The sequence below is a fragment of the Streptomyces sp. NPDC001056 genome (assembly GCF_053598955.1).
Genome location: NZ_JBSFLI010000007.1, coordinates 252,021 through 271,621, shown reverse-complemented (window position 1 = coordinate 271,621; position 19,601 = coordinate 252,021). Strand labels below are relative to the sequence as shown.

Below are 19,601 nucleotides of genomic sequence, written 5' to 3'. Positions count from 1 at the left end.
CCGACGCGGCCACGGGGGCAGCGCCCGCAGGGGTGACGCGGGCGCGTGTCCCATCGGACGGAGGGTGGGCGTGCGGATAGGTTGCGCAGGTGCTCACGGCATCCTTTCTTGATCTCTCCGAGCGGAACGCCGAGGACGGCGCGGTGTCCGTGTGGCCCGCGTGGGAGGTGCGCGAGCACGGCGGCACACTGGCGTGGCTGCACGTACGGCTGGACTTCCCCGACGGCGCAGGCGTGGACGCCCTGGCCGTCGTGAGCGACGGGGGCAGCGTCTGCGTCGAGGACATCAGGGCCCGCCCCGCCCTGTCGCTGGAGGACCTCACGGTGCTCGCGGACTGGATCGAGGAGCCGCTGCTGGAGGCGTTCTGGACGGGGGAGCGGGCCGCGGGCCGCGCACAGGCCCCGGCGGCGTCCCACGACGCGCCGGTGCGCGCGGCCCGGCGGCGGGCCCGCCCGGCCTGGCCGCGCGGGGCCGAGGGGCGGCTGCTGCTCGCCCGGGAGTACCGCGCCGCGCAGGAGGCGGGCGCCGACCCGGTGCTCGCCGTGATGCGCGCGACCGGCCACGGCCGCCGCCGCTCCCTCGGCCTGATCGCCCAGGCCCGGGACGCGGGCCTGCTCACACCGCGGCACGCCCGGCGGTAGGCCGGGCCCGGGACCGGACGGGTCGAGGGTGGGACACGACTCGCTGGTGCTCGCCCGCCGGCGAACCCCGCCGGGCCGGAGGTTGCCCACCCGGTTGGCGCATACGCCCGACAGAACCGAGGGACCAGCCCGCCGCGGCCAGGACGCGCGGTCCGTCCCCGCGGGGGCCGACCCGTCGGCGGCCGCCCCCGCTGCGACGCAGCCCGCTGCCCGGTCCCGCACGAGCACTCGTCGCCAGGACCCCGCCGGAACGCGGTCGATCTCCCAGGGACGGACTCGTCAGCGGGACCCAGACCGCTCCCACGGGCCGATCCCCGGCGGAGCCTGCCGGAACGCGGACCGCCCCTGAGAGACCGAGTTGTCGGCGTGAGCCCGCTGGGGCAGGTCGGCTCCTACGGGTTGATCCCTTGGCGGGGTCTGCCGGGAGGTGGGCCGTCTTTGGGTGACCGGGTTGTCGGCGTGGGCCTGGGGTCGAGACCGCTCCTACGGGTCGATCCCTGGCGGGGCCTGCCGGGAGGCTGTCCGGCGTCGCGGGACCGAGTTGTCGGCGCGAGTCCGCCGAGGCGGTCGGCTCCGCAGGAATGATTGCGCGGTGGGGCCCTGCTGGAGCGCAGGCCGTCCGCTCGGGCCCGACGCGCCGACAGAGCCCGCCGGAACGCGGTGGACCGCCCCCGCCTCAGTGGCCGCGCGTCCCCTCCGGCCTCTCCCCGGTCGCGAAGAACCGTGACAGATCGCGCTCCGGGGCCCCGGCACCGGCGGCCCGTTCCGGGGGCAGTCCGAGTTCCCGGTCGAGCCCGTACCGCTGGAAGAGCTCGGCGCGCAGGGCCGGGACGGGCATCGGGACGCCCGGGACCAGGGCCGCGTACACCGCGCCCATCAGCACGGCCCGCAGCATCGGATAGTCGGCGGTCACGTCCGCGGAGCCGTACCGGGCCACGGTGTCGCCGAGCAGTTCCGACAGCCGCCGCTGCTCCGGGCACTCCACGAAGCCCTCGGCCTGGAGCAGCCCCGCCATGTGCTGGCGCATCAGCACGGGCCGGTCGCGCGCGAGTCCGAGGATCGCGTCGATGGCGCGGGCGAGCCGCTCCCGGCCGTCCTCGGTGCGCGGCTCCCGCTCCAGCGCCTCCTCCAGCGTGCGGTGCATCAGCCGGTGCACGGCGGACTGCACCAGCTGGCGCTTGCCGGGGAAGTAGTACGACACCAGGCCGCGGGCGGACCCGGCGCGGTCCGCGATGTCGCCGAGCGTCGTGGCCTCGAAGCCGCGCTCGTCCACCAGCTCCACGGCTGCCTGAAGCAGCCGCTCCCGGGAACGCCTTCGCAACTCTTCATTGACCGAGGCGCTGCGCGGGGACATGCTGGACTCCTGCGTTGACTGGCTGCCAGCCAACTATACTCAACGCGCCGGAACCCAGGGGTCCCGGTCCGAGCTGCCGTCTGCCGGGGTGACGCGGGGGATCACCTCGGCGGACGGTGTCCCTCCGGCCCGCGCCGCGGGAGCGGGTCAGACCAGGCCGAGGACGGGGAGCAGCGCGTCGGGACGGCCGTCCACCGGCAGGTGGTCCACGAAGTGCACCCGGCAGCCGAGCGCCGCCGCACCCCCGTCCGCCTCCCTGCTGTCACCGACCATGAGCGCCTCCCGGGGGGCGGTGCCGAGCGCCGCGCAGGCGACCGAGAACAGCCGCGGGTCCGGCTTCTGCACCCCGTGCTCGTACGACAACGCGTAGGCGTCCACGAACGCGTCGAGCCCGTGCGCGCGGAAGACCGGGCGCAGGTCCCAGCCGATGTTGCTCACCACCGCCACACCGATGCCGCGCTCGCACAGGGTGCGCAGCACCTTCGGCGCGTCCGGGTAGGGGGTCCAGGCGGCGGGGGTCATGTGCCGTGCGTACAGCGCGTCGTGCAGGTCCGGATCGGGCAGCGGCACCAGCCGGGACATCCCCGTGTACGCCGCCCGGTGCAGCTCCGCGCTCTCGTCCCGGCGCGCCCACAGCCCGGCCGCCTCCTCCGGCACCCGCAGTGGCGCCGCGCCGCCCGGCAGCGCGCCGGACGCCTCCAACGCCCTTGCCGCTTCCTTGATTTCGGGCTCGGGCAGGTCCCTTCCGGTCTCGTCCAGCGCCGCACGCAGCCAGGACTCGGTGGACTCGACGCGGAACAGCGTCCCGGAGAAGTCGAACAGCACGGCAGCCATGCGACGGACTCTGTCCGCCGTCATTCGCACACGAGTCGAGGCGCGATCAGCCCAGTGCCCGCAGTCCCGGCACCAGGGTCAGCAGCACCGGAAGCGCCGGCACCAGCGCGGCGACCGCGGTGAGGCGCAGCCGGTGCAGCGCCGGGAGGCGGTCGGGCGGGGCGAGCAGCCGGTGCACCCGCTGCGGCACATGCGCCTGGGGGGTCGGGCTGGGCCCGAACACGCCCCGTTCCTCGTTGAGTTCGACCAGCGCGAGCGCGGTCGTCAGCCGGCCGAAGCGCCGCGAGGCCATGTCGTCGGCGGCCAGTTCCACCAGCCGGTGCATCTCGTCCCGGAACGCGGCGAAGACCGGCACCTGCGGAAACCCGCCCGCGAGCGCGACCGAGCAGTGCAGCAGCCAGTCGTGCCGCGCCTGCGCGTGCCCCCGCTCATGCGCCAGCAGCGCGTCCAGCTGTCGGCCCTTCAGGCGCCGCAGCGCGGCGGTGGTGACGACCAGTCGGGGCGTCGTACCGGCCAGCCACCAGGCGTCGGGGCGCTCGCCCTCCAGCACCACCAGTCGGCCCTCCCTCGGCTCTTCGCCCGGCAACAGCGGTGCGCGCACAAGGAGTTCGGCCTGCTGCGTCCGCCGCCGGGTCCGGGATCGTACGACCTCCCGCACCAGCATGGCCGCGCTCCACAGGCCGGCGCAGGCCAGCAGCACGGCGGTGGCCGCCGCCCCGGGGCTCGCGGTGCCGAGAGCGTACGCGTCCACGACCGCGCGCGGCGCCCGTGCGAAGACCTGTCCGCGTACCGGCGCCCAGGCCGCGGCGGCGCTCAGCGTCATCGACAGCGCACAGCACAGCAGTACGGCCGCCACGACGCACTGCCACGCCCACAGCGCGACGACCGGTTCGCGGTCCGGCCAGTCGGCGCGGGCGAGCAGTCGCGGGCCGACGACGGCGGTGAGGACGCCGAGCAGTAGAAGGGCCACGGGGACCATCATGGGCAGCACCCTATGAGCGCGGGGCCGCCCGGCGGTACGGTCCGTCACGCCGAAGTGACGCAGGCAACGCGCGCCGGGCGGGCGCCCGCCCCGTCGTACCCCCGTAGGGCCTTGTCGCGCGGTGCCGTCACATCGTCAGGAGCATCGCGACCATCCCGATCGCCATCGACAGCCGGCAGGCGCGGGCCAGTTCCGGGCGGTCGCCCCAGCGCGCGGGCGGGACGGTGCCGCCGACGGCGACGACGGCCGGGACCAGGCGGGCGCCGGACAGCAGGACGTAGCCCGTGAAGTAGAGGAGCAGCGCACCGGTCACCAGGGGGACCCCGGTGCCGCCGTGCGCCCCGTTCATCGACATGCCCTCCATGTGATGAGCGGCGGGCGGGGCGGTGGCCATAGCCGCCGCCATGTAGACCATCGCCGCGGCGCCCACCAGGTGGTGCAGATGGTGCCGGTCGCGGCGGACGGCCCACAGCGCGCGCAGCGCGGCCAGGCCGAACACGGCGGCGTACAGCGGCCAGGCCCAGACCGGCGGGGTGAACACGGCCGCCGGTACGGCCATCGCGGCCATTCCGAAGCCCATCAGCGCCTCGCCGCCCGCGGAGCGGCGCTGCTCCTCGACGGCGCTGCGCAGCCGCAGCAGGCAGTAGGCCCCGGTCGCAGCGCACAGCGCGACCAGCAACCAGGCGGCCGACACGGGTCCGTGCACGGGTACCTCCCCCGCTCGACGGTCGGTCGAGGAATGCGATGCCCGGACCGGGCGGGGCGCATGCGAGCGCAAGGGTGTACACGGGGAGCGCTGGCGGGGGCACGGTGGGTGAGCCCCGGGTCGGCGTGTGGGCGGGTATGCGGAAGGCGGTCACCCCGAGCATATGTTTTACGGATAAAACACATGCTAAATTGGAGGGATGAGCAGCGCGATCCCCCACCGTCTTCCCCTCGCCGGGATACTCCGTCTCGGCCGGCCCTCGGACATCTGGTTCAAGCCCGCGCTGAGCGTGGTCGCCGCGGTCGCCCCGCCCAACCTGACCCTGCTGGCGCTCGGCCGCCTCGATCTGGCCATGTACACGATGGCCGGGTCGCTGTGCGCGCTCTACGGACACAACCGGCCCTACGCCGCGCGGGCGCGGACCCTGGTCTGGGTGGTGCTCGGCATGGTCGCCGGTGTCGCCGCCGCCCTGGTCACGGCCTCGCTCACCTCCGACGCCGTCATCCTCGTGACCGTCGGCGCCGTGCTGGCGGCGGCGCAGAAGGCCGTGTGCGACGCCACCCGGATCGGACCGCCCGGGAACGTGATCTTCACCTTCATCAGTTCCGCCTCCCTGTTCGCCCCGCAGACCCTCGGCGAGGTGCCGGGCCACCTCGCCCTGGCCCTCGCGGCCGGCGCCTGGTCCTGGCTGGTCGGCATGGCGCCCGGACTGGTCCGGCCGCACGGCCCCGAGCGCCGCGCCACCGCGCAGGCCCTGAACGCCACGGCCGCCTACGCCGAAACCCGCGGCACCAGGGAGGGGCACGCCGGTGCCCGCGCCGCCGGCGCCGCCGCCATCCACGCCGCCTGGCAGTCGCTGCTCGCCGTCGGCGACCGACCCGACGCCACCCGGCGCGCTCTGGAACGGCTCCTCGTGCGCGCCGAGGTCGCCCTCGCCGCGCCCGCCGACACCGACCCGGCGCAGCTGCGCGCCTGGGCCGGCCAGCTGCGCGGCCTCCGCCGCCCCCTGAGCCTGGACATCCCCGGCGAGTACGCCGACGAACTCCTCGGCGTGGACACCGAACTGGCCCTGCCGCGCCCGCCGCTGCGCCGCCGCCTCGCGCCGCTCGCCCCCATCGCCGCCCGCACCGCGATCGGCTGCGCCCTCGCCGGGTACGCGTCCCTCGCCCTCGGTGTCGGCCGCCCCTACTGGGCCCTGGTCACCGCGGCCTCCCTCTACCAGGCCAACGTCACCCTCACCTGGCGCCGGGGCGTCCAGCGCGTCGTCGGCAACGTCGTCGGCGTCCTCGTCTTCGCGGCCCTCGCCCCGCTCGCCCACGCCAACGCGCTGGCCCTGGTGCTGTGCTGCGCCGCCTTGAACTTCGGCGCGGAGGCGCTGATCGGCCGCAACTACTGGCTCGGCAGCATCTGCGTCACCCCGATGGCCCTGCTCATCACCGAGTTCGCCCACGTCCAGGACTCCACCGAACTGATGACCGACCGGATCGCGGACACCTTGCTCGGCGCGATCGTCGGCTTCGTCGCGGCCGTCGCCGTCACCAACCGGCGCGCCGGCGACCGCCTGGAACAGGCGCTGACCGAGGCGGAACGCGCCCGCGAGAGCGCGGCCCGGCTGCTCGCCGAGGCGCGGCCCGACCCCCGCGCGCTGGACGGGGCCCGCCGCGGCCTCGCCGCCGCCCTGGTCGACCTGCGCGCCACGGCCGACGCCGCGGCCGGCGAGTGGTGGCAGCGCGCCCTGCCCGAGGACCGGGTCGTGCTCGCCGAACAGTCCGGACACCGTACGCTCGCGGCGACGGTACGACGCCAGGGGCTCGCACCGCGGCAGCACGACCCGGGCACGACGACGGAGGACATACGGCCATGACGGCGACGAACGGCACACCAGCGCGGCGCGAGGCGCCGACGGCCGACACGGTCGCGGCGGTCGTACGGCAGTGGCGGGCCGTCCATCCCGAGCTGGACACCGGGCCGATGGAGGTCATCGGGAGGATCAACCGGTGCGCGGCGCTGCTCCAGCAGGCCGAGGACGCGCCTTTGCGCCGCGCCGGCCTCAGCCGCCCCGAGTTCGACCTCCTCGGCGCGCTGCGCCGCACCGGGCACGAGCTGACACCGGGGGAGCTGGCCCGGGAGACGTTCTCCTCCGGCGCCGCCGTCACCAAGCGGATCAAGCAGCTGACCGAGCGCGGGCTCGTCGAGAGGCGGGGCGACACCCGCGACCGCCGCGTCGCCCACGTCCGCCTCACCGACGCCGGCCGCGCCCTGGTCGACGACGTCCTGCCCGAACAACTCTCCTACGAGACCGCCGTCCTCTCGGTCCTGGACCCCGAAGGCAGGGACGACCTCGCCGGTCTGCTGGCCGAGCTGCTCAGCCGCCTGGAGGGCCGCATGGGAGCGCTGCGGACCGGGGGCTGAGCACGGCATCGGCATGGGGTCCTACATGCCCGGACGGTGTCGCAGCGGATGGTCCGCCGGGACCTCCACGAGGACGATGCGCGTGCCGTCCGGATCGGCGAGCCACATCTCGATCAGACCCCAGGGCTCCCGGACCGGTGGCCGGGTGATCTCGACGCCCTTCGCCCGCAACTCCTCGTGCGCCGCCCGCACATCCTCGACCTGCATCCACAGCGCCACGGACGGCGACGGCGGGGCCGAGCCGCGGCCGGAGACCTCCAGGAAGCCCCCGCCCAGGAAGTACACCGTCCCGCGCTCCGGCCCCGTGCCGAACTCGCGGTACACGGGCAGGCCCAGCTTCTCGCCGTAGAACGCGCGGGACCGCTCGGGGTCGGTGGGTCGCAGGAGTGTCCGACTGCTGAGTACGTGCACCATGCAGGCGGATCCTAGTGGCACAGTTACCCTCGAACCTGGCTCAGCCACGCCCGAGATCGGAGAACCGCCCCCATGCACAGCGCCCCCGCCCCCGGCCTCACCTTCCGAGACGCCACCGACGCCGACGTCGACGAGCTGGTCGTGCTGATCGAGTCGGCGTACCGCGGGGACGCCAGCCGGGCCGGGTGGACCACCGAGGCGGACATCCTGGAGGGGCAGCGCACCGACCCCGAGGGCGTCCTGGAAGTGATCAAGTCGCCGGACAGCCGGCTGCTCACCGTCGAGCGCGACGGCCGTATCGTCGCCTGCTGCCAGCTCGAACACCGAGGCGACCACGCCTACTTCGGCATGTTCGCGGTCAGCCCCGCCCTCCAGGGCGAGGGCCTCGGCAAGACCGTCATCGCGGAGGCCGAGCGCCAGTGCCGCGCGGCATGGGGCACCAGCGAGATGCACATGACCGTGATCTCCGTACGGGAAGAACTGATCGCCTGGTACGAGCGCCGCGGCTACCGCCGTACGGGACGGACGTCCCCGTTCCCGTACGGCGACGAGCGCTTCGGCATCCCGCAGCGCGCCGACCTGGAGTTCGAGCTGCTGGTCAAGAAGCTCGGCTGAACCCGCGGGGCATCCACCCCGTCCGGCCGAGGCCCCGCGCCGCCTACGCCGTGAACCGGCCCGTGCGCTTGATCTCCGGGAAGTCCGTGGTCGCCCCGTCGAGTTCGAGCGCGCGGACCAGCCGCAGATGTTCCTGCGTGTTGACCGTCCAGCCGATGATCCGCAACCCGGCCGCGCGCGCGTGCCCGACGGTCTCCAGGGTGATCCGGCGGATGTCCAGACACAGGGTCGGCGCGCCCACCGCGACCGCGCGCTCGACCACCTCGGGGCCGTAGCGCCCGGCGATCAGCGCGGTGCGCACCCCGGGCACCAGCCGCGCGATCTCGGCGACCGCCTCGTCGTGGAACGAGGAGACCTCCACCCGCCCGACCAGATCCCGCTCCAGCATCACCCGGGCCAGCTCCCGCGCCGCCGCCACGTCCTTGATCTCGGCCTGGAGCGGCGTCCCCACCGCGTCCAGGACCTCCTCGAACACCGGCACCCGCTCCCCGCGCCCGGCGTCGAGCGCGCGCAGCTCGGAGAGGGTCTTCTCGGCGATCGGCCCGGAGCCGTCGGTCGTGCGGTCCACCTCGGCGTCGTGCATGACGACCAGGGCGCCGTCCTTGCTCAGATGGAGATCCAGTTCGATCAGGTCGAGGCCGGCCCGCTGCGCGGCGACGAAGGAACGAAGGGTGTTCTCGGGCTCGACACCCATGACCCCGCGGTGACCGATGGTAAGGAAGTTCAAGGTTCGACTCGCTTCCGTCGACGGCGGCTCGGCACGCGCGGCGACGGGCGGACGCCGTCGTCCGTGCGGGCAGGTCGCAGCCTAACGGCCGCGACCCGGGATGAACCCGCATGCGCGCGGACGATCTGGGCGCGCCCCGGGCGGTGACTGGCCGCTACCCCGTCGCGGCATCACCCACGCGTGGGCGAGTCCTCGGGCGCTTGACAGGCCGAATCCCGTCCCTCTGGAGTCCTCCGGCCCGACGGTCGAAAGTGAGCGCCGTCACGGTTTACGGCAGGAAAAATGTCGGTGACCATGTCACTAGACAGAAAAATCTCCTGCGCTGCCTCTTGATGGGGGAATCGGGGTATGCATACGGTGTCCATACGCGAGGTTCTCCCGTGGAGGATGGAAAATGACGGAAATTCTTGTGCAGCCGGGTGTGAAGGGGCAGGTTTCTTCGCAGGTTAGGGTGGTTGAGCACCCCGCCTGGCCCGTGCTCAAGGATGCCGTGGAACAGATTCGGCCATGGCAGTCGGCGGACGGCTCGATCGACTTCGGCGCCGAGGGCGCGCCCGCCAAGGCCGTTGCCGAGGCCGCCGTACGCCGTGTCGCCGAGGCCGTCGAGCAGCTCTCGCCGCTCCTGCCGTACGACGCCGCGTACCACGAGGCCCTGGTGAAGGACCTGCACCGCTGGGCCGAGGGTGGCTTCGAGGTGCCGGACTTCCTGGACTCCCTGCTCGCCTTCCACCCCGCGGCGCACCGCGAGGACGGCCTCCAGCACCTGGTCGTCTTCCCGATGTACACGCAGAACGGCAACCTGGACCGCAACCTGGAGGCGGTCGTGCTGCGCATGGTCTGGCCCGAGTGGCTGGCCGAGCTGGAGCGCACGCGCTACGACAACCCGCTGTTCTGCGGCATCACGTTCGAGGACTTCACCTCGGGCTACGACACCAACTCGGCCGTCCTCTTCCCGGAGACCATCGCCGTCCGTGAGGCGCCGGAACGTTTCTCCTGGGGTGGCATCTTCTGCGACCGCGAAGCGGCCCGCTTCCGCCGGGTCACCGAGGCCGCCGTCGGCATCCTGGGCCTCGAACTGCCCGAGGACATCGCCGCGATGGTCCACGACCAGAAGCGCTGTGAAGAGGCCTTCGTGCTCTGGGACATGGTCCACGACCGCACCCACAGCCACGGTGACCTGCCGTTCGACCCGTTCATGATCAAGCAGCGCCAGCCGTTCTGGATGTACGGCCTGGAGGAGCTGCGCTGCGACCTCACCGCCTTCAAGGAGGCCGTGAAGCTGGAGGCGGACGGCGTCCCGCAGGCCCGTGACGTGCAGTACGCGGTGCTCTTCGACCGCATGTTCCGCTTCCCCGTCACCGGCGACCGCGTGCGCAACTACGACGGTCTCGGCGGCCAGCTGCTCTTCGCCTACCTGCACAAGCACGACGTCGTGCGCTGGACGGACAACAAGCTGTCCATCGACTGGGAGCGCGCCCCGCAGGTCACCAACCAGCTGTGCGCCGAGATCGAGAAGCTGTACCGGGACGGCATCGACCGCCCCAAGCTCGTGCACTGGTTCGCCGGCTACCAGCTGGTGTCCGAGTACCTCGCCCCGCACCCCGGCTCCAAGTGGGCCAAGGGTCCGGACGCCCTGGACCTGACCCTGCCGCCGCGCAAGCTGGTGGACGACGTGCTCCCGGACGAGTTTCCGCTGAGCATGTTCTTTGAAGCCCTGTCCAAGAAGCTGAAGAATGTGATCGCCTCTACCAAGGGCATCACGGCGGACGCCGCCGAGCGGCTCGCCGCGTGACTGACGGCGTACCGCCCACACACATCACTGCTGCAGAGGGGAAGATCATGGGGAACGGGTCGAACGGGGCGCTCAGCGGTGCGGTGATCGCGGTGGCCGGCGCGGGCGGACCCGCCGGCCGGGCGACGCTGCTGCGCCTGGCCGAGGCCGGGGCGACCGTCGTCGGAGCGGACAACGACCCGCAGCGCCTGTCGGAGGCCGTGGACGCGGCCCGCTACGCCTCCGGCGGTGCCACGGTCACGGGCGACACCGTGGACCTCCTCGACCTGCAGTCCACCCGTGAGTGGGCCGAGCACATCGAGAAGGACTTCGGCCGCGTCGACGGCCTGGTGCACCTGGTCGGCGGCTGGCGCGGCAGCGAGACCTTCACGAAGACCAGCCTCGACGACTGGGACTTCCTGGAGCTGCTGCTGGTGCGCACCGTGCAGCACACCTCGCTCGCCTTCCACGAGGCCCTCCAGCGCAGCGAGCGTGGCCGCTACGTCCTGATCAGCGCGGCCGGCGCCTCCAAGCCCACCGCGGGCAACGCCGCGTACTCCGCGGCGAAGGCCGCCGCCGAGGCGTGGACGCTGGCCATGGCGGACTACTTCCGCAAGGCGGGCAAGGCGGAGGGCGCCGAGGGCCCGACGTCGGCGGCTACGATCCTGGTGGTCAAGGCGCTGGTGCACGACGCGATGCGCGCCGAACGCCCCAACGCGAAGTTCGCGGGCTTCACGGACGTCAAGGACCTGGCCGAGGCCATCGAGGGCGTCTGGAGCAAGTCCGCCGCCGAGTTGAACGGAAACCGTCTGTGGCTGACCGAGAAGCCGTGAACCCTCCCAGGACCGACGCGCGTCGTCATCACGACCCGGAGGTCCGCGGTTTCGCCAGTGACAACTACGCCGGGGCGCATCCGGAGGTGCTGGCCGCCCTGGCCCTGGCCAACGGCGGCCATCAGGTGGCCTACGGCGAGGACCAGTACACCGAGAACCTCCAGCGGATCATCCGCAGCCACTTCGGTGCCACCGCGGAGGCCTTCCCGGTCTTCAACGGCACCGGCGCGAACGTGGTCGCGCTCCAGGCGGTCACCGACCGCTGGGGCGCGGTGGTCTGCGCCGAGAGCGCGCACATCAACGTGGACGAGGGCGGGGCGCCCGAGCGGATGGGCGGCCTGAAGCTGCTCACCGTGCCCACGCCGGACGGCAAGCTCACGCCCGAGCTGATCGACCGGCAGGCCTGGGGCTTCGAGGACGAGCACCGGGCGATGCCGCAGGTCGTCTCGATCACCCAGTCCACCGAGCTGGGCACGCTCTACACGCCCGAGGAGATCCGCGCGATCTGCGAGCACGCCCACGCGCACGGCATGACGGTGCACCTGGACGGCTCCCGGATAGCCAACGCGGCCGCCTCCCTGGACGTGCCGCTGCGCACCTTCACCAGCGCGGTCGGCGTCGACATCCTGTCGCTCGGCGGGACGAAGAACGGCGCCGTGTTCGGCGAGGCGGTCGTGGTCCTCAACCAGGACGCCGTGCGCAAGATGAAGCACCTGCGCAAGCTGTCCATGCAGCTCGCCTCCAAGATGCGCTTCGTCTCGGTGCAGTTGGAGGCCCTGCTGGCCAAGGACCTGTGGCTGCGCAACGCCCGGCACGCCAACGAGATGGCCCAGCGGCTGGCCGAGGGCGTGCGCGCGGTGCACGGCGTCGAGATCCTCTACCCGGTGCAGGCCAACGGCGTCTTCGCCCGGCTCCCGCACGACGTGAGCGAGCGGTTGCAGAAGCGCTTCCGCTTCTACTTCTGGGACGAGGCCGCCGGGACCGTGCGCTGGATGTGCTCCTTCGACACCACGGAGGAGGACGTCGACACCTTCGTGGCGGCCCTCAAGGAGGAGATGGCGCGCTGAGCCAGGCGCCTGGCGCTGCATAGGTATGCGGTCACCTGAAAAGTCATTGACTGTCGGGTGATCGCATTCCTATGCTCTGCGAGCATGCAGCTGATCCAGGAATCCGCGGACCTCTCCGCCTATTTGGCCGCTGACGAGGTCATCGACCATCACCATCCGGTGGTGCGGGAGACGGCCGCGCGGCTGGCCGCCGACGCGGCCGACTCGTATGCCTATGCGCACCTCGCCTATGAGTTCGTCCGGGACACCATCCCGCACTCCGCCGACACCGGCGACCTCCGCGTCACCTGGCGCGCCTCCGACGTGCTCACGCGCCGCACGGGCATCTGCCACGCCAAGGCGCACGCGCTGACGGCCCTGCTGCGCGCCGAGGACATCCCGACGGCCCTGTGCTACCAGCGCCTGCGCGACGACGACGGCGGCGCCCACGTGCTGCACGGACTGGTCGCCGTCCGCTTCCACGGCGCCTGGCACCGCCAGGACCCGCGCGGCAACAAACCCGGTGTCGACGCGCGGTTCTCCCTGACCGGCGAGCGGCTCGCCTGGATCCCCGACCCGGCCGCGGACGAACGGGACCACCCGGTGCTCTACGCCACCGCGCACCCGGCCGTCCTCGACGCCCTGCGCACCGCCCCCGACCGCGAGGCCCTGGGCAGGGCGCTGCCGAGCACCCTGTGACCTCCCCGGCATGACCCACGGGGGAGGGGAGGGGGAGCGGCCGACGGCGCTCGCGGGGCCGCCGGAGCGGAGGGGAGGGTGTGACGGGACGGTTCTCCTGGCCGCGCGGACACCCGTGGCCCGCCTCCGCCGTGGCGCTCGCGGGCGGCACGGCGGGGACCCTTCCCGTACGGGGCTTCCCGGCTCGGCGCGCGACATGTCGGCTCCCGCGCGTCGAGCGTCTGCCCGGTCCCGCTCTTCGACGGACTCGCCAGGGACGCGGACGCGTTCGCGATCCTCTACGACGCCGAACGGCCCTGTCGCGCCCCCTGCTTGGGACGTCCCACCGGGCGGGCCGCCGACCCCCGCGCTCTGAAGGGCCGCACGGCGGCGCGGGCGTCGGCCACGCGGCCTCGCCGTCGCGACGGGCCGCCGCGGTCAGGGGATCGCGCACTCCGCGGTCGATGACCAGGCGGTTGCTCCAGCCGCCGTACCAGGCGGCGAGGGACAGATCCGTGGACGACGGGTCGTCGTCCCACCGCGTGAGGTCGCACGGCCGCCACCGCCCCTCGGCACCGCCGGCGGGGCGGGGGTGTCAGCGGGCCTCGGCGGCCCGCAGCGCGTCCGCCGTCGGCGCCGTACCACCCAGGTGGGCCGGGAGCCACCAGCTGTCCTCCGGGCTCTTCGGACGGCCCGGGTAGGCGCGCTGGGCGGCGTCCAGCAGTTCCTGGACGCGCTCGCGCAGCCGGCGGGTGATGGCCCCGGCGTACTGGTCGCGCGGCGCCTCCACGGCCTCGCCCACGCGGATGGTGACGGGCAGGTGGCTGCGCTTGAAGTCGCGGGGGTGGCCCTTGGTCCACAGCCGCTGCGTGCCCCACACCGCCATCGGGATCAGCGGCACCCCGGCCTCCTGGGCGAGCCGGGCCGCGCCCGACTTGAAGCTCTTGAGGGTGAACGACTGGGAGATGGTGGCCTCGGGGAAGACGCCGATGACCTCACCGGAGCGCAGCGAGTCCAGCGCGTGCGCGTAGGCGGCCTCGCCCTGCCCGCGGTCCACCGGGATGTGCTTCATACCGCGCATCAGCGGGCCGGAGATCTTGTGCCGGAACACGGACTCCTTCGCCATGAACCGCACCAGGCGCTTCTGCGGCAGGGCGGCCAGGCCGTTGAAGATGAAGTCCAGGTAGCTGATGTGGTTGCTCACCAGCACGGCGCCGCCGGAGCGCGGGATGTTCGGCGACCCCTGGCAGTCGATCTTCAGGTCCCAGACCTTGAACAGCGTCTTGGCGAATCCGATGACGGGACGGTAGACCAGTTCTGCCATGGGTGGGACGAACCCTTTCTGCTCTGCTCGGGAAAGGGGCTCCCGGCGGGAAAGTTACGCAGCCGTAGGTTTACGGCGTCTCGCAGATCGTGCCCCAAGAACGTGCGGGGAGCCAGTTCTGGTGCCCGGCCGCGGCGAGATCCTCGTCACGTCCCCCGGATCCGCCGGCGCGCCGGGAATGTTCGCGGCGCGCCGGTTGTTCGCATCGCGACGGCCCGCAGCAGCGGGCGTCCCTGAAGTGCTGCACAGACAGCGGAGCGGGAGGGCGAGGGTGAACGGGTGCAAGGACGCCGGGCCTGAGGACGTCGGACCGGACGGCACAGAGCCGGACGGCGCGGAACGGGACGGCGCCGGGCGGCCGGGCGCCGCCGGTCTGGGCGCGGCGGAACTCGGCGGCGATCTCGGCGGACGGGCCACCCTCGTCCAGTTCTCCAGCGCCTTCTGCGCGCCCTGCCGCGCCACCCGGCGCGTCCTCGGCGAGGTCGCCGCGATGGTGCCCGGCGTCGCCCATGTCGAGATCGACGCCGAGGCCCGCCTCGACCTCGTACGCGCCCTCGGCATCCTGAAGACCCCCACCGTCCTGGTGCTGGACGCGCACGGCAGGGAAGTACGGCGCGCCGCCGGGCAGCCCCGCAAGGCCGATGTCATCGCGGCCCTGGGGGAGGCGGTGTGAGGGGGCCTCAGCATCCGGCGACAGACGTTCCGCACCTGGTGAGAGACGTCCCAGTTCCCGGACCGTACTTGACTGCGTGCACCACCTATCGTCAACCTGACCGTATGCCGACCGAACTCCTTCTCCACGGGCGGGCCCACGTCGACCTCGCGCGCACCGCGAGCGCCTGCTGTCCGGGCTGTTGAGCAGCCACGGACCCGCTCGCCCTCCCGAACAGAAGGACAACTCCATGACGGCCCTGCCCGGACTCGGCACCCCCCAGCTCGCCTCTCCCGACCTCCTGCGCGCCACCTTCCGCCGGCACGCCGCCGGTGTCGCGGTGATCACCGCGCGCGGCGCCGCGGGACCGGTCGGCTTCACCGCCACCTCCCTCACCTCGGTCTCCGCCGAACCCCCGATGATCTCCTTCGGGGTCGGCATCGGTGCCTCCAGCTGGCCCGCGATAGCCGAGTCCGACCACATCGGCGTCCACATAATCGGCGAGCACCAGGGCGAACTGGCCGCCACCTTCGCCCGCAGCGGCGCCGACCGCTTCGGCGCGCCCACCGTCTGGCACGACGGCCCCGAGGGTGTGCCCGTCCTCGACGGCGTGCTCGCCTGGCTGGTCTGCCGGATCGTCGCCCGCGTCCCGGCCGGCGACCACCGGATCGTGCTCGCGGAGGTCGTCCTCGGCGATCCGGCGGGCGGCGGCCGCCCGCTCCTCTACCACCAGGGCCGCTTCACGGCGCTGCGCGACTGATGCGGCGTTGATCACGCCCGGTTCTCCTGCGAAGCCGTCGAGTTCCGATTACGCTGCGTTGCGAAGGTCACAGTTCAAAGCGCTTGCTTAGCGGGGACGAACTGGGTGTACTGACGAGTAATATCTCGGTCGGAGCGCGCTGACGCCCCGATCGGGATCGGCCGCTTCAGGCGCCTATGCTGCCTGCAAGAGGCAGCCAGGAAATCACGATGCAGTAGGAGAGCCGGCGTGAGCTTGAGGATCGTTGTCACTGTGAAGTACGTGCCCGACGCCACTGGCGACCGGCACTTCGCCGATGACCTGACCGTCGACCGCGACGACGTGGACGGTCTGCTCTCCGAACTGGACGAGTACGCGGTCGAGCAGGCCCTGCAGATCGCGGAGGACGCGGACGACGCCGAGGTCACCGTGCTGACGGTCGGCCCCGAGGACGCCAAGGACGCGCTCCGCAAGGCCCTGTCGATGGGTGCCGACAAGGCCATCCACGTCGAGGACGACGACCTGCACGGCACCGACGCCATCGGCACCTCCCTGGTGCTGGCCAAGGCCATCGAGAAGGCCGGCTTCGACCTGGTCGTCTCCGGCATGGCCTCCACCGACGGCACCATGGGTGTCGTCCCCGCGCTGGTCGCCGAGCGCCTGGGCGTCCCGCAGGTCACCCTGCTGTCCGAGGTCTCGGTCGAGGACGGCACCGTCAAGGGCCGCCGTGACGGCGACGCCGCCTCCGAGCAGCTGGAGGCCCAGCTGCCGGCCCTCGTCTCCGTGACCGACCAGTCCGGCGAGGCCCGCTACCCCTCCTTCAAGGGCATCATGGCGGCCAAGAAGAAGCCGGTGGAGTCCTGGGACCTGTCGGACCTCGACATCGAGGCGGAAGAGGTCGGCCTGGAGGGCGCGTTCACCAAGGTCGAGACCGCGGCCGCGCGTCCGGCCCGCACGGCCGGCACCATCGTCAAGGACGAGGGCGAGGGCGGCAAGCAGCTCGCTGAGTTCCTCGCGAGCCAGAAGTTCATCTAAGGGTTCGCGCCCGCCGACCGCCCCTCAACTTCGTTACGCAGGAGAGCAATCCCATGGCTGAAGTCCTCGTCTACGTCGACCACGTGGACGGTGCCGTCCGCAAGCCGACCCTTGAGCTGCTGACCCTGGCCCGCCGCCTCGGCGAGCCCGTCGCCGTCGCGCTGGGCAACGGCGCCGCCGACACCGCCGCCACCCTCGCCGAGCACGGCGCGGTGAAGGTCCTCACCCACGACGCGTCCGAGTACGCCGAGTACCTGGTCGTGCCGAAGGTGGACGCCCTGCAGGCCGCCCACGAGGCCGTCTCCCCGGCCGCCGTCCTGGTGCCGTCCTCCGCGGAGGGCAAGGAGATCGCCGCCCGTCTGGCGCTGCGCATCGGCTCCGGCATCATCACCGACGCCGTCGACCTGGAGGCCGGCGACGAGGGTCCGGTGGCCACCCAGTCGGTGTTCGCCGCGTCCTTCACCACCAAGTCCCGTGTCATCAAGGGCACCCCGGTCATCACGGTCAAGCCGAACTCGGCCGCCGTGGAGGCCGCCCCGGCCGCGGGCGCGGTCGAGGCCCTCGCCGTGACCTTCTCCGACAAGGCCACCGGCACCAAGGTCACCGCCCGCACCCCGCGTGAGTCCACGGGCCGCCCGGAGCTGACCGAGGCCGCGATCGTGGTCTCCGGCGGCCGCGGTGTCAACGGCGCCGAGAACTTCTCGATCATCGAGGCCCTCGCCGACCAGCTCGGCGCGGCCGTCGGCGCCTCGCGTGCCGCCGTGGACGCCGGCTGGTACCCGCACACCAACCAGGTCGGCCAGACCGGCAAGTCGGTCTCGCCGCAGCTGTACATCGCCAACGGCATCTCCGGCGCGATCCAGCACCGCGCCGGTATGCAGACCTCGAAGACCATCGTGGCCGTCAACAAGGACGCCGAGGCCCCGATCTTCGAGCTGGTCGACTACGGCGTCGTCGGCGACCTGTTCGACGTCGTGCCGCAGCTGACCGAGGAGATCAAGACCCGCAAGGGCTGATCGCTGACCGGCTGTCCGAGGCCCCCGTGACCCAAGCGGTCACGGGGGCCTCGGTGCATCCTGAAGGCGTCGTGGGGGTGTTGACCAGCGAGAAGGGCGCCGGATAACTTCGTTCTACGGATTGTTGATTCCGTACAGCGGAATATTGGAGGGTGTGGGATGGGTCAGCAGGAGAACGTGGCGACAAGCCTCTCCGGCGCTGTCGGCGAGGAGATCAGCGCCTCGCTCGCACCGGTCGACGCGGAGCTGGCGCGCCGCTACCCCGGGGACCCCGGCACCCGGCAGCCCGTCCACACCGTCTACGTCCCCGGGGACGCCTTCGCCGCCGACACCGTCCGCTCCTGGGGCGACCGGGCCCTCGCCGCTCTTGACGAACACGCCCCGGACGCCGCCTCGTTCGCCGCCGTCCTCGGCCTCGCCGACGAGCTGGCCGAGCCGGTCCACTCCCGCGTCCGCGCCAAGCTGGAGCGCGAGCCGATCGAGGACCTGCGGGTCGACTTCGAGGACGGCTACGGCCCCCGCCCCGACGCCGAGGAGGACGAGACCGCGGCCCGCGCGGCCCGGCTGGTCGCCGAGGCGTACGAGAAGGGCACGGCGGCGCCGTACATGGGCATCCGCGTGAAGTGCATGGAGGCCGCGGTGCGGGACCGTGGCATCCGCACCCTCGACGTCTTCCTCACCGGGCTCATGGCGGCGGGCGGGCTGCCCGACGGGCTGGTGCTGACCCTGCCGAAGGTGACCTATGCCGAGCAGGTGAGCGCCTTCGTGCGGCTCCTGGAGGCCTTCGAGAAGGCTCACGGACTGGACGCGGGGCGGCTCGGCTTCGAGATACAGATCGAGACCAGCCAGGCCGTCCTGGCGGCCGACGGCACCGCGACCGTCGCCCGCATGATCCAGGCCGCCGAGGGCCGCGCCACCGGGCTGCACTACGGCACCTTCGACTACAGCGCCTGCCTGGGCGTCTCCGCCGCGTACCAGGCCAGTGACCACCCGGCCGCCGACCACGCCAAGGCGGTCATGCAGGTCGCCGCCGCGGGCACCGGCGTACGCGTCTCGGACGGCTCCACCAACGTCCTCCCGGTCGGCCCCACCGAGCAGGTCCACGCCGCCTGGCAGCTGCACTACGGCCTCACCCGGCGCGCCCTCGCCCGCGCCTACTACCAGGGCTGGGACATGCACCCGGGCCACCTCCCGACCCGTTACGCGGCCGTCTTCGCCTTCTACCGCGAGGGTTTCGAGCAGGCCGCCGCCCGCCTCGCCCGGTACGCCGACCGCGCCGGTGGCGACGTCCTGGACGAGCCCGCCACCGCCAAGGCGCTCGGCGGCTATCTGCTGCGCGGCCTGGACTGCGGCGCGCTCGACCTCGCCGAGGTGACCGAGCGCACGGGGCTGAGCCGCGCGGGACTGGAGGGCTTCGCGGCGCCCCGGCGCGGCGATCTCACCACGTCGGCGCGGTAGTCGGGGCTCGCGGGGCCCAGGGGGCACGCGGGTTCATGGGGCGAGACGCGGTTCGAGCCCCGGCTCCGTCACCCAGCGGTGCTCGGCGAACAGCCGGGTACCGCGCGCAACCCCGTGTCGCCGCGCGCCCGTTCACCGGACTCCTCGGCTGTCACCCCGAACCGCGCACTCGACCGCGGTGATCTGGGGAGGGGTTCGGCGAGCAGCGGGCGCCGGCCGGGGGCACGCCGGTGTCGTCGTGCGGCACACCGTGCCGGTCGGCGTCCGCGTGCGTCCCTGGCGGCCCCGCGCCGTCGGCCGACCGGACCTGGACGTCCGGCGCGGGCAGCCGGGCCCGCGGGAAGCCGGCGGCACCCCCTCGCCG

At 73.0% G+C, this 19,601-nt stretch carries 20 protein-coding genes; 13 read left to right on the top strand and 7 right to left on the bottom strand.

Features of this window, described 5'->3' with window-relative positions:
* Positions 1 to 143 precede the first annotated feature (143 nt).
* The gene (locus ACWDD7_RS11895) at positions 144 to 641 is read left to right on the top strand and encodes a DUF6214 family protein (RefSeq protein ID WP_392213038.1); all 498 of its coding nucleotides are present in this window, start codon (positions 144 to 146) and stop codon (positions 639 to 641) included.
* A gap of 676 nt (positions 642 to 1,317) precedes the next feature.
* Here ACWDD7_RS11895 and ACWDD7_RS11890 read toward each other — a convergent pair.
* The 4 genes from ACWDD7_RS11890 to ACWDD7_RS11875 form a co-directional block, all read right to left on the bottom strand.
* Positions 1,318 to 1,995 carry a TetR/AcrR family transcriptional regulator gene (locus tag ACWDD7_RS11890; protein ID WP_450457245.1) on the bottom strand — a complete coding sequence of 226 codons (678 nt, stop codon included), beginning with the start codon at positions 1,993 to 1,995 and terminating at the stop codon, positions 1,318 to 1,320.
* Between the two features lie 147 nt (positions 1,996 to 2,142).
* On the bottom strand, positions 2,143 to 2,829 hold the full coding sequence (locus ACWDD7_RS11885; protein WP_450457244.1) for an HAD family hydrolase: 687 nt from the start codon (positions 2,827 to 2,829) through the stop codon (positions 2,143 to 2,145).
* Positions 2,830 to 2,875: 46 nt separating this feature from the next.
* Positions 2,876 to 3,811, bottom strand: coding sequence for a M56 family metallopeptidase (locus tag ACWDD7_RS11880; protein WP_450457243.1), 936 nt, complete (start codon positions 3,809 to 3,811; stop codon positions 2,876 to 2,878).
* A gap of 127 nt (positions 3,812 to 3,938) precedes the next feature.
* Entirely contained in the window at positions 3,939 to 4,517 is a 579-nt protein-coding gene (locus ACWDD7_RS11875) for a DUF5134 domain-containing protein (protein ID WP_450457242.1), read from the bottom strand.
* Between the two features lie 199 nt (positions 4,518 to 4,716).
* Between ACWDD7_RS11875 and ACWDD7_RS11870 the strand changes: the two genes are divergently transcribed.
* Positions 4,717 to 6,381 (top strand): FUSC family protein, encoded by a 1,665-nt coding sequence (locus ACWDD7_RS11870; RefSeq protein WP_450457241.1) that lies wholly within the window; start codon positions 4,717 to 4,719, stop codon positions 6,379 to 6,381.
* On the top strand, positions 6,378 to 6,929 hold the full coding sequence (locus tag ACWDD7_RS11865) for a MarR family winged helix-turn-helix transcriptional regulator (protein WP_450457240.1): 552 nt from the start codon (positions 6,378 to 6,380) through the stop codon (positions 6,927 to 6,929). The genes ACWDD7_RS11870 and ACWDD7_RS11865 overlap by 4 nt, the downstream gene beginning before the upstream one ends.
* Before the next feature lie 21 nt (positions 6,930 to 6,950).
* On the opposite strand, the gene ACWDD7_RS11860 is transcribed toward ACWDD7_RS11865, so the two are convergent.
* Entirely contained in the window at positions 6,951 to 7,343 is a 393-nt protein-coding gene (locus ACWDD7_RS11860; RefSeq protein WP_392212789.1) for a VOC family protein, read from the bottom strand.
* Positions 7,344 to 7,415: 72 nt separating this feature from the next.
* Between ACWDD7_RS11860 and ACWDD7_RS11855 the strand changes: the two genes are divergently transcribed.
* Positions 7,416 to 7,958 carry a GNAT family N-acetyltransferase gene (locus ACWDD7_RS11855; RefSeq protein WP_351875274.1) on the top strand — a complete coding sequence of 181 codons (543 nt, stop codon included), beginning with the start codon at positions 7,416 to 7,418 and terminating at the stop codon, positions 7,956 to 7,958.
* Positions 7,959 to 8,001: 43 nt separating this feature from the next.
* Here ACWDD7_RS11855 and ACWDD7_RS11850 read toward each other — a convergent pair whose 3' ends face one another.
* Positions 8,002 to 8,685, bottom strand: coding sequence for a glycerophosphodiester phosphodiesterase (locus ACWDD7_RS11850; RefSeq protein ID WP_351875277.1), 684 nt, complete (start codon positions 8,683 to 8,685; stop codon positions 8,002 to 8,004).
* Positions 8,686 to 9,079: 394 nt separating this feature from the next.
* Between ACWDD7_RS11850 and ACWDD7_RS11845 the strand changes: the two genes are divergently transcribed.
* The 4 genes from ACWDD7_RS11845 (at position 9,080) to ACWDD7_RS11830 (ending at position 13,034) form a co-directional block, all read left to right on the top strand.
* Positions 9,080 to 10,477, top strand: coding sequence for a DUF6421 family protein (locus ACWDD7_RS11845; RefSeq protein WP_450457239.1), 1,398 nt, complete (start codon positions 9,080 to 9,082; stop codon positions 10,475 to 10,477).
* A 47-nt stretch (positions 10,478 to 10,524) separates the two neighbouring features.
* On the top strand, positions 10,525 to 11,289 hold the full coding sequence (locus ACWDD7_RS11840; protein ID WP_351875283.1) for an SDR family NAD(P)-dependent oxidoreductase: 765 nt from the start codon (positions 10,525 to 10,527) through the stop codon (positions 11,287 to 11,289).
* Positions 11,286 to 12,356, top strand: a complete 1,071-nt coding sequence (locus ACWDD7_RS11835) for a threonine aldolase family protein (protein WP_351875286.1) — start codon at positions 11,286 to 11,288, stop codon at positions 12,354 to 12,356. Before ACWDD7_RS11840 ends, ACWDD7_RS11835 begins: the two co-directional genes overlap by 4 nt.
* 84 nt (positions 12,357 to 12,440) lie before the next feature.
* On the top strand, positions 12,441 to 13,034 hold the full coding sequence (locus ACWDD7_RS11830) for a transglutaminase-like domain-containing protein (protein ID WP_450457238.1): 594 nt from the start codon (positions 12,441 to 12,443) through the stop codon (positions 13,032 to 13,034).
* Between the two features lie 574 nt (positions 13,035 to 13,608).
* Here the strand turns inward: ACWDD7_RS11830 and ACWDD7_RS11825 are convergent.
* Complete coding sequence (locus ACWDD7_RS11825; protein ID WP_450457237.1) at positions 13,609 to 14,337, bottom strand: lysophospholipid acyltransferase family protein; 729 nt, start codon at positions 14,335 to 14,337, stop codon at positions 13,609 to 13,611.
* A 178-nt stretch (positions 14,338 to 14,515) separates the two neighbouring features.
* On the opposite strand from ACWDD7_RS11825, the gene ACWDD7_RS11820 reads away from it, so the two are divergent.
* The 5 genes from ACWDD7_RS11820 (at position 14,516) to ACWDD7_RS11800 (ending at position 19,237) form a co-directional block, all read left to right on the top strand.
* On the top strand, positions 14,516 to 15,010 hold the full coding sequence (locus ACWDD7_RS11820; RefSeq protein WP_351875295.1) for a TlpA family protein disulfide reductase: 495 nt from the start codon (positions 14,516 to 14,518) through the stop codon (positions 15,008 to 15,010).
* A gap of 229 nt (positions 15,011 to 15,239) precedes the next feature.
* Complete coding sequence (locus ACWDD7_RS11815; protein ID WP_450457236.1) at positions 15,240 to 15,749, top strand: flavin reductase family protein; 510 nt, start codon at positions 15,240 to 15,242, stop codon at positions 15,747 to 15,749.
* Between the two features lie 228 nt (positions 15,750 to 15,977).
* Positions 15,978 to 16,763 carry an electron transfer flavoprotein subunit beta/FixA family protein gene (locus ACWDD7_RS11810; RefSeq protein ID WP_285557885.1) on the top strand — a complete coding sequence of 262 codons (786 nt, stop codon included), beginning with the start codon at positions 15,978 to 15,980 and terminating at the stop codon, positions 16,761 to 16,763.
* 53 nt (positions 16,764 to 16,816) lie between these two features.
* Positions 16,817 to 17,779 carry an electron transfer flavoprotein subunit alpha/FixB family protein gene (locus ACWDD7_RS11805; protein WP_285557886.1) on the top strand — a complete coding sequence of 321 codons (963 nt, stop codon included), beginning with the start codon at positions 16,817 to 16,819 and terminating at the stop codon, positions 17,777 to 17,779.
* A gap of 159 nt (positions 17,780 to 17,938) precedes the next feature.
* Positions 17,939 to 19,237, top strand: a complete 1,299-nt coding sequence (locus tag ACWDD7_RS11800) for a DUF6986 family protein (RefSeq protein ID WP_450457235.1) — start codon at positions 17,939 to 17,941, stop codon at positions 19,235 to 19,237.
* Positions 19,238 to 19,601 lie beyond the last annotated feature (364 nt).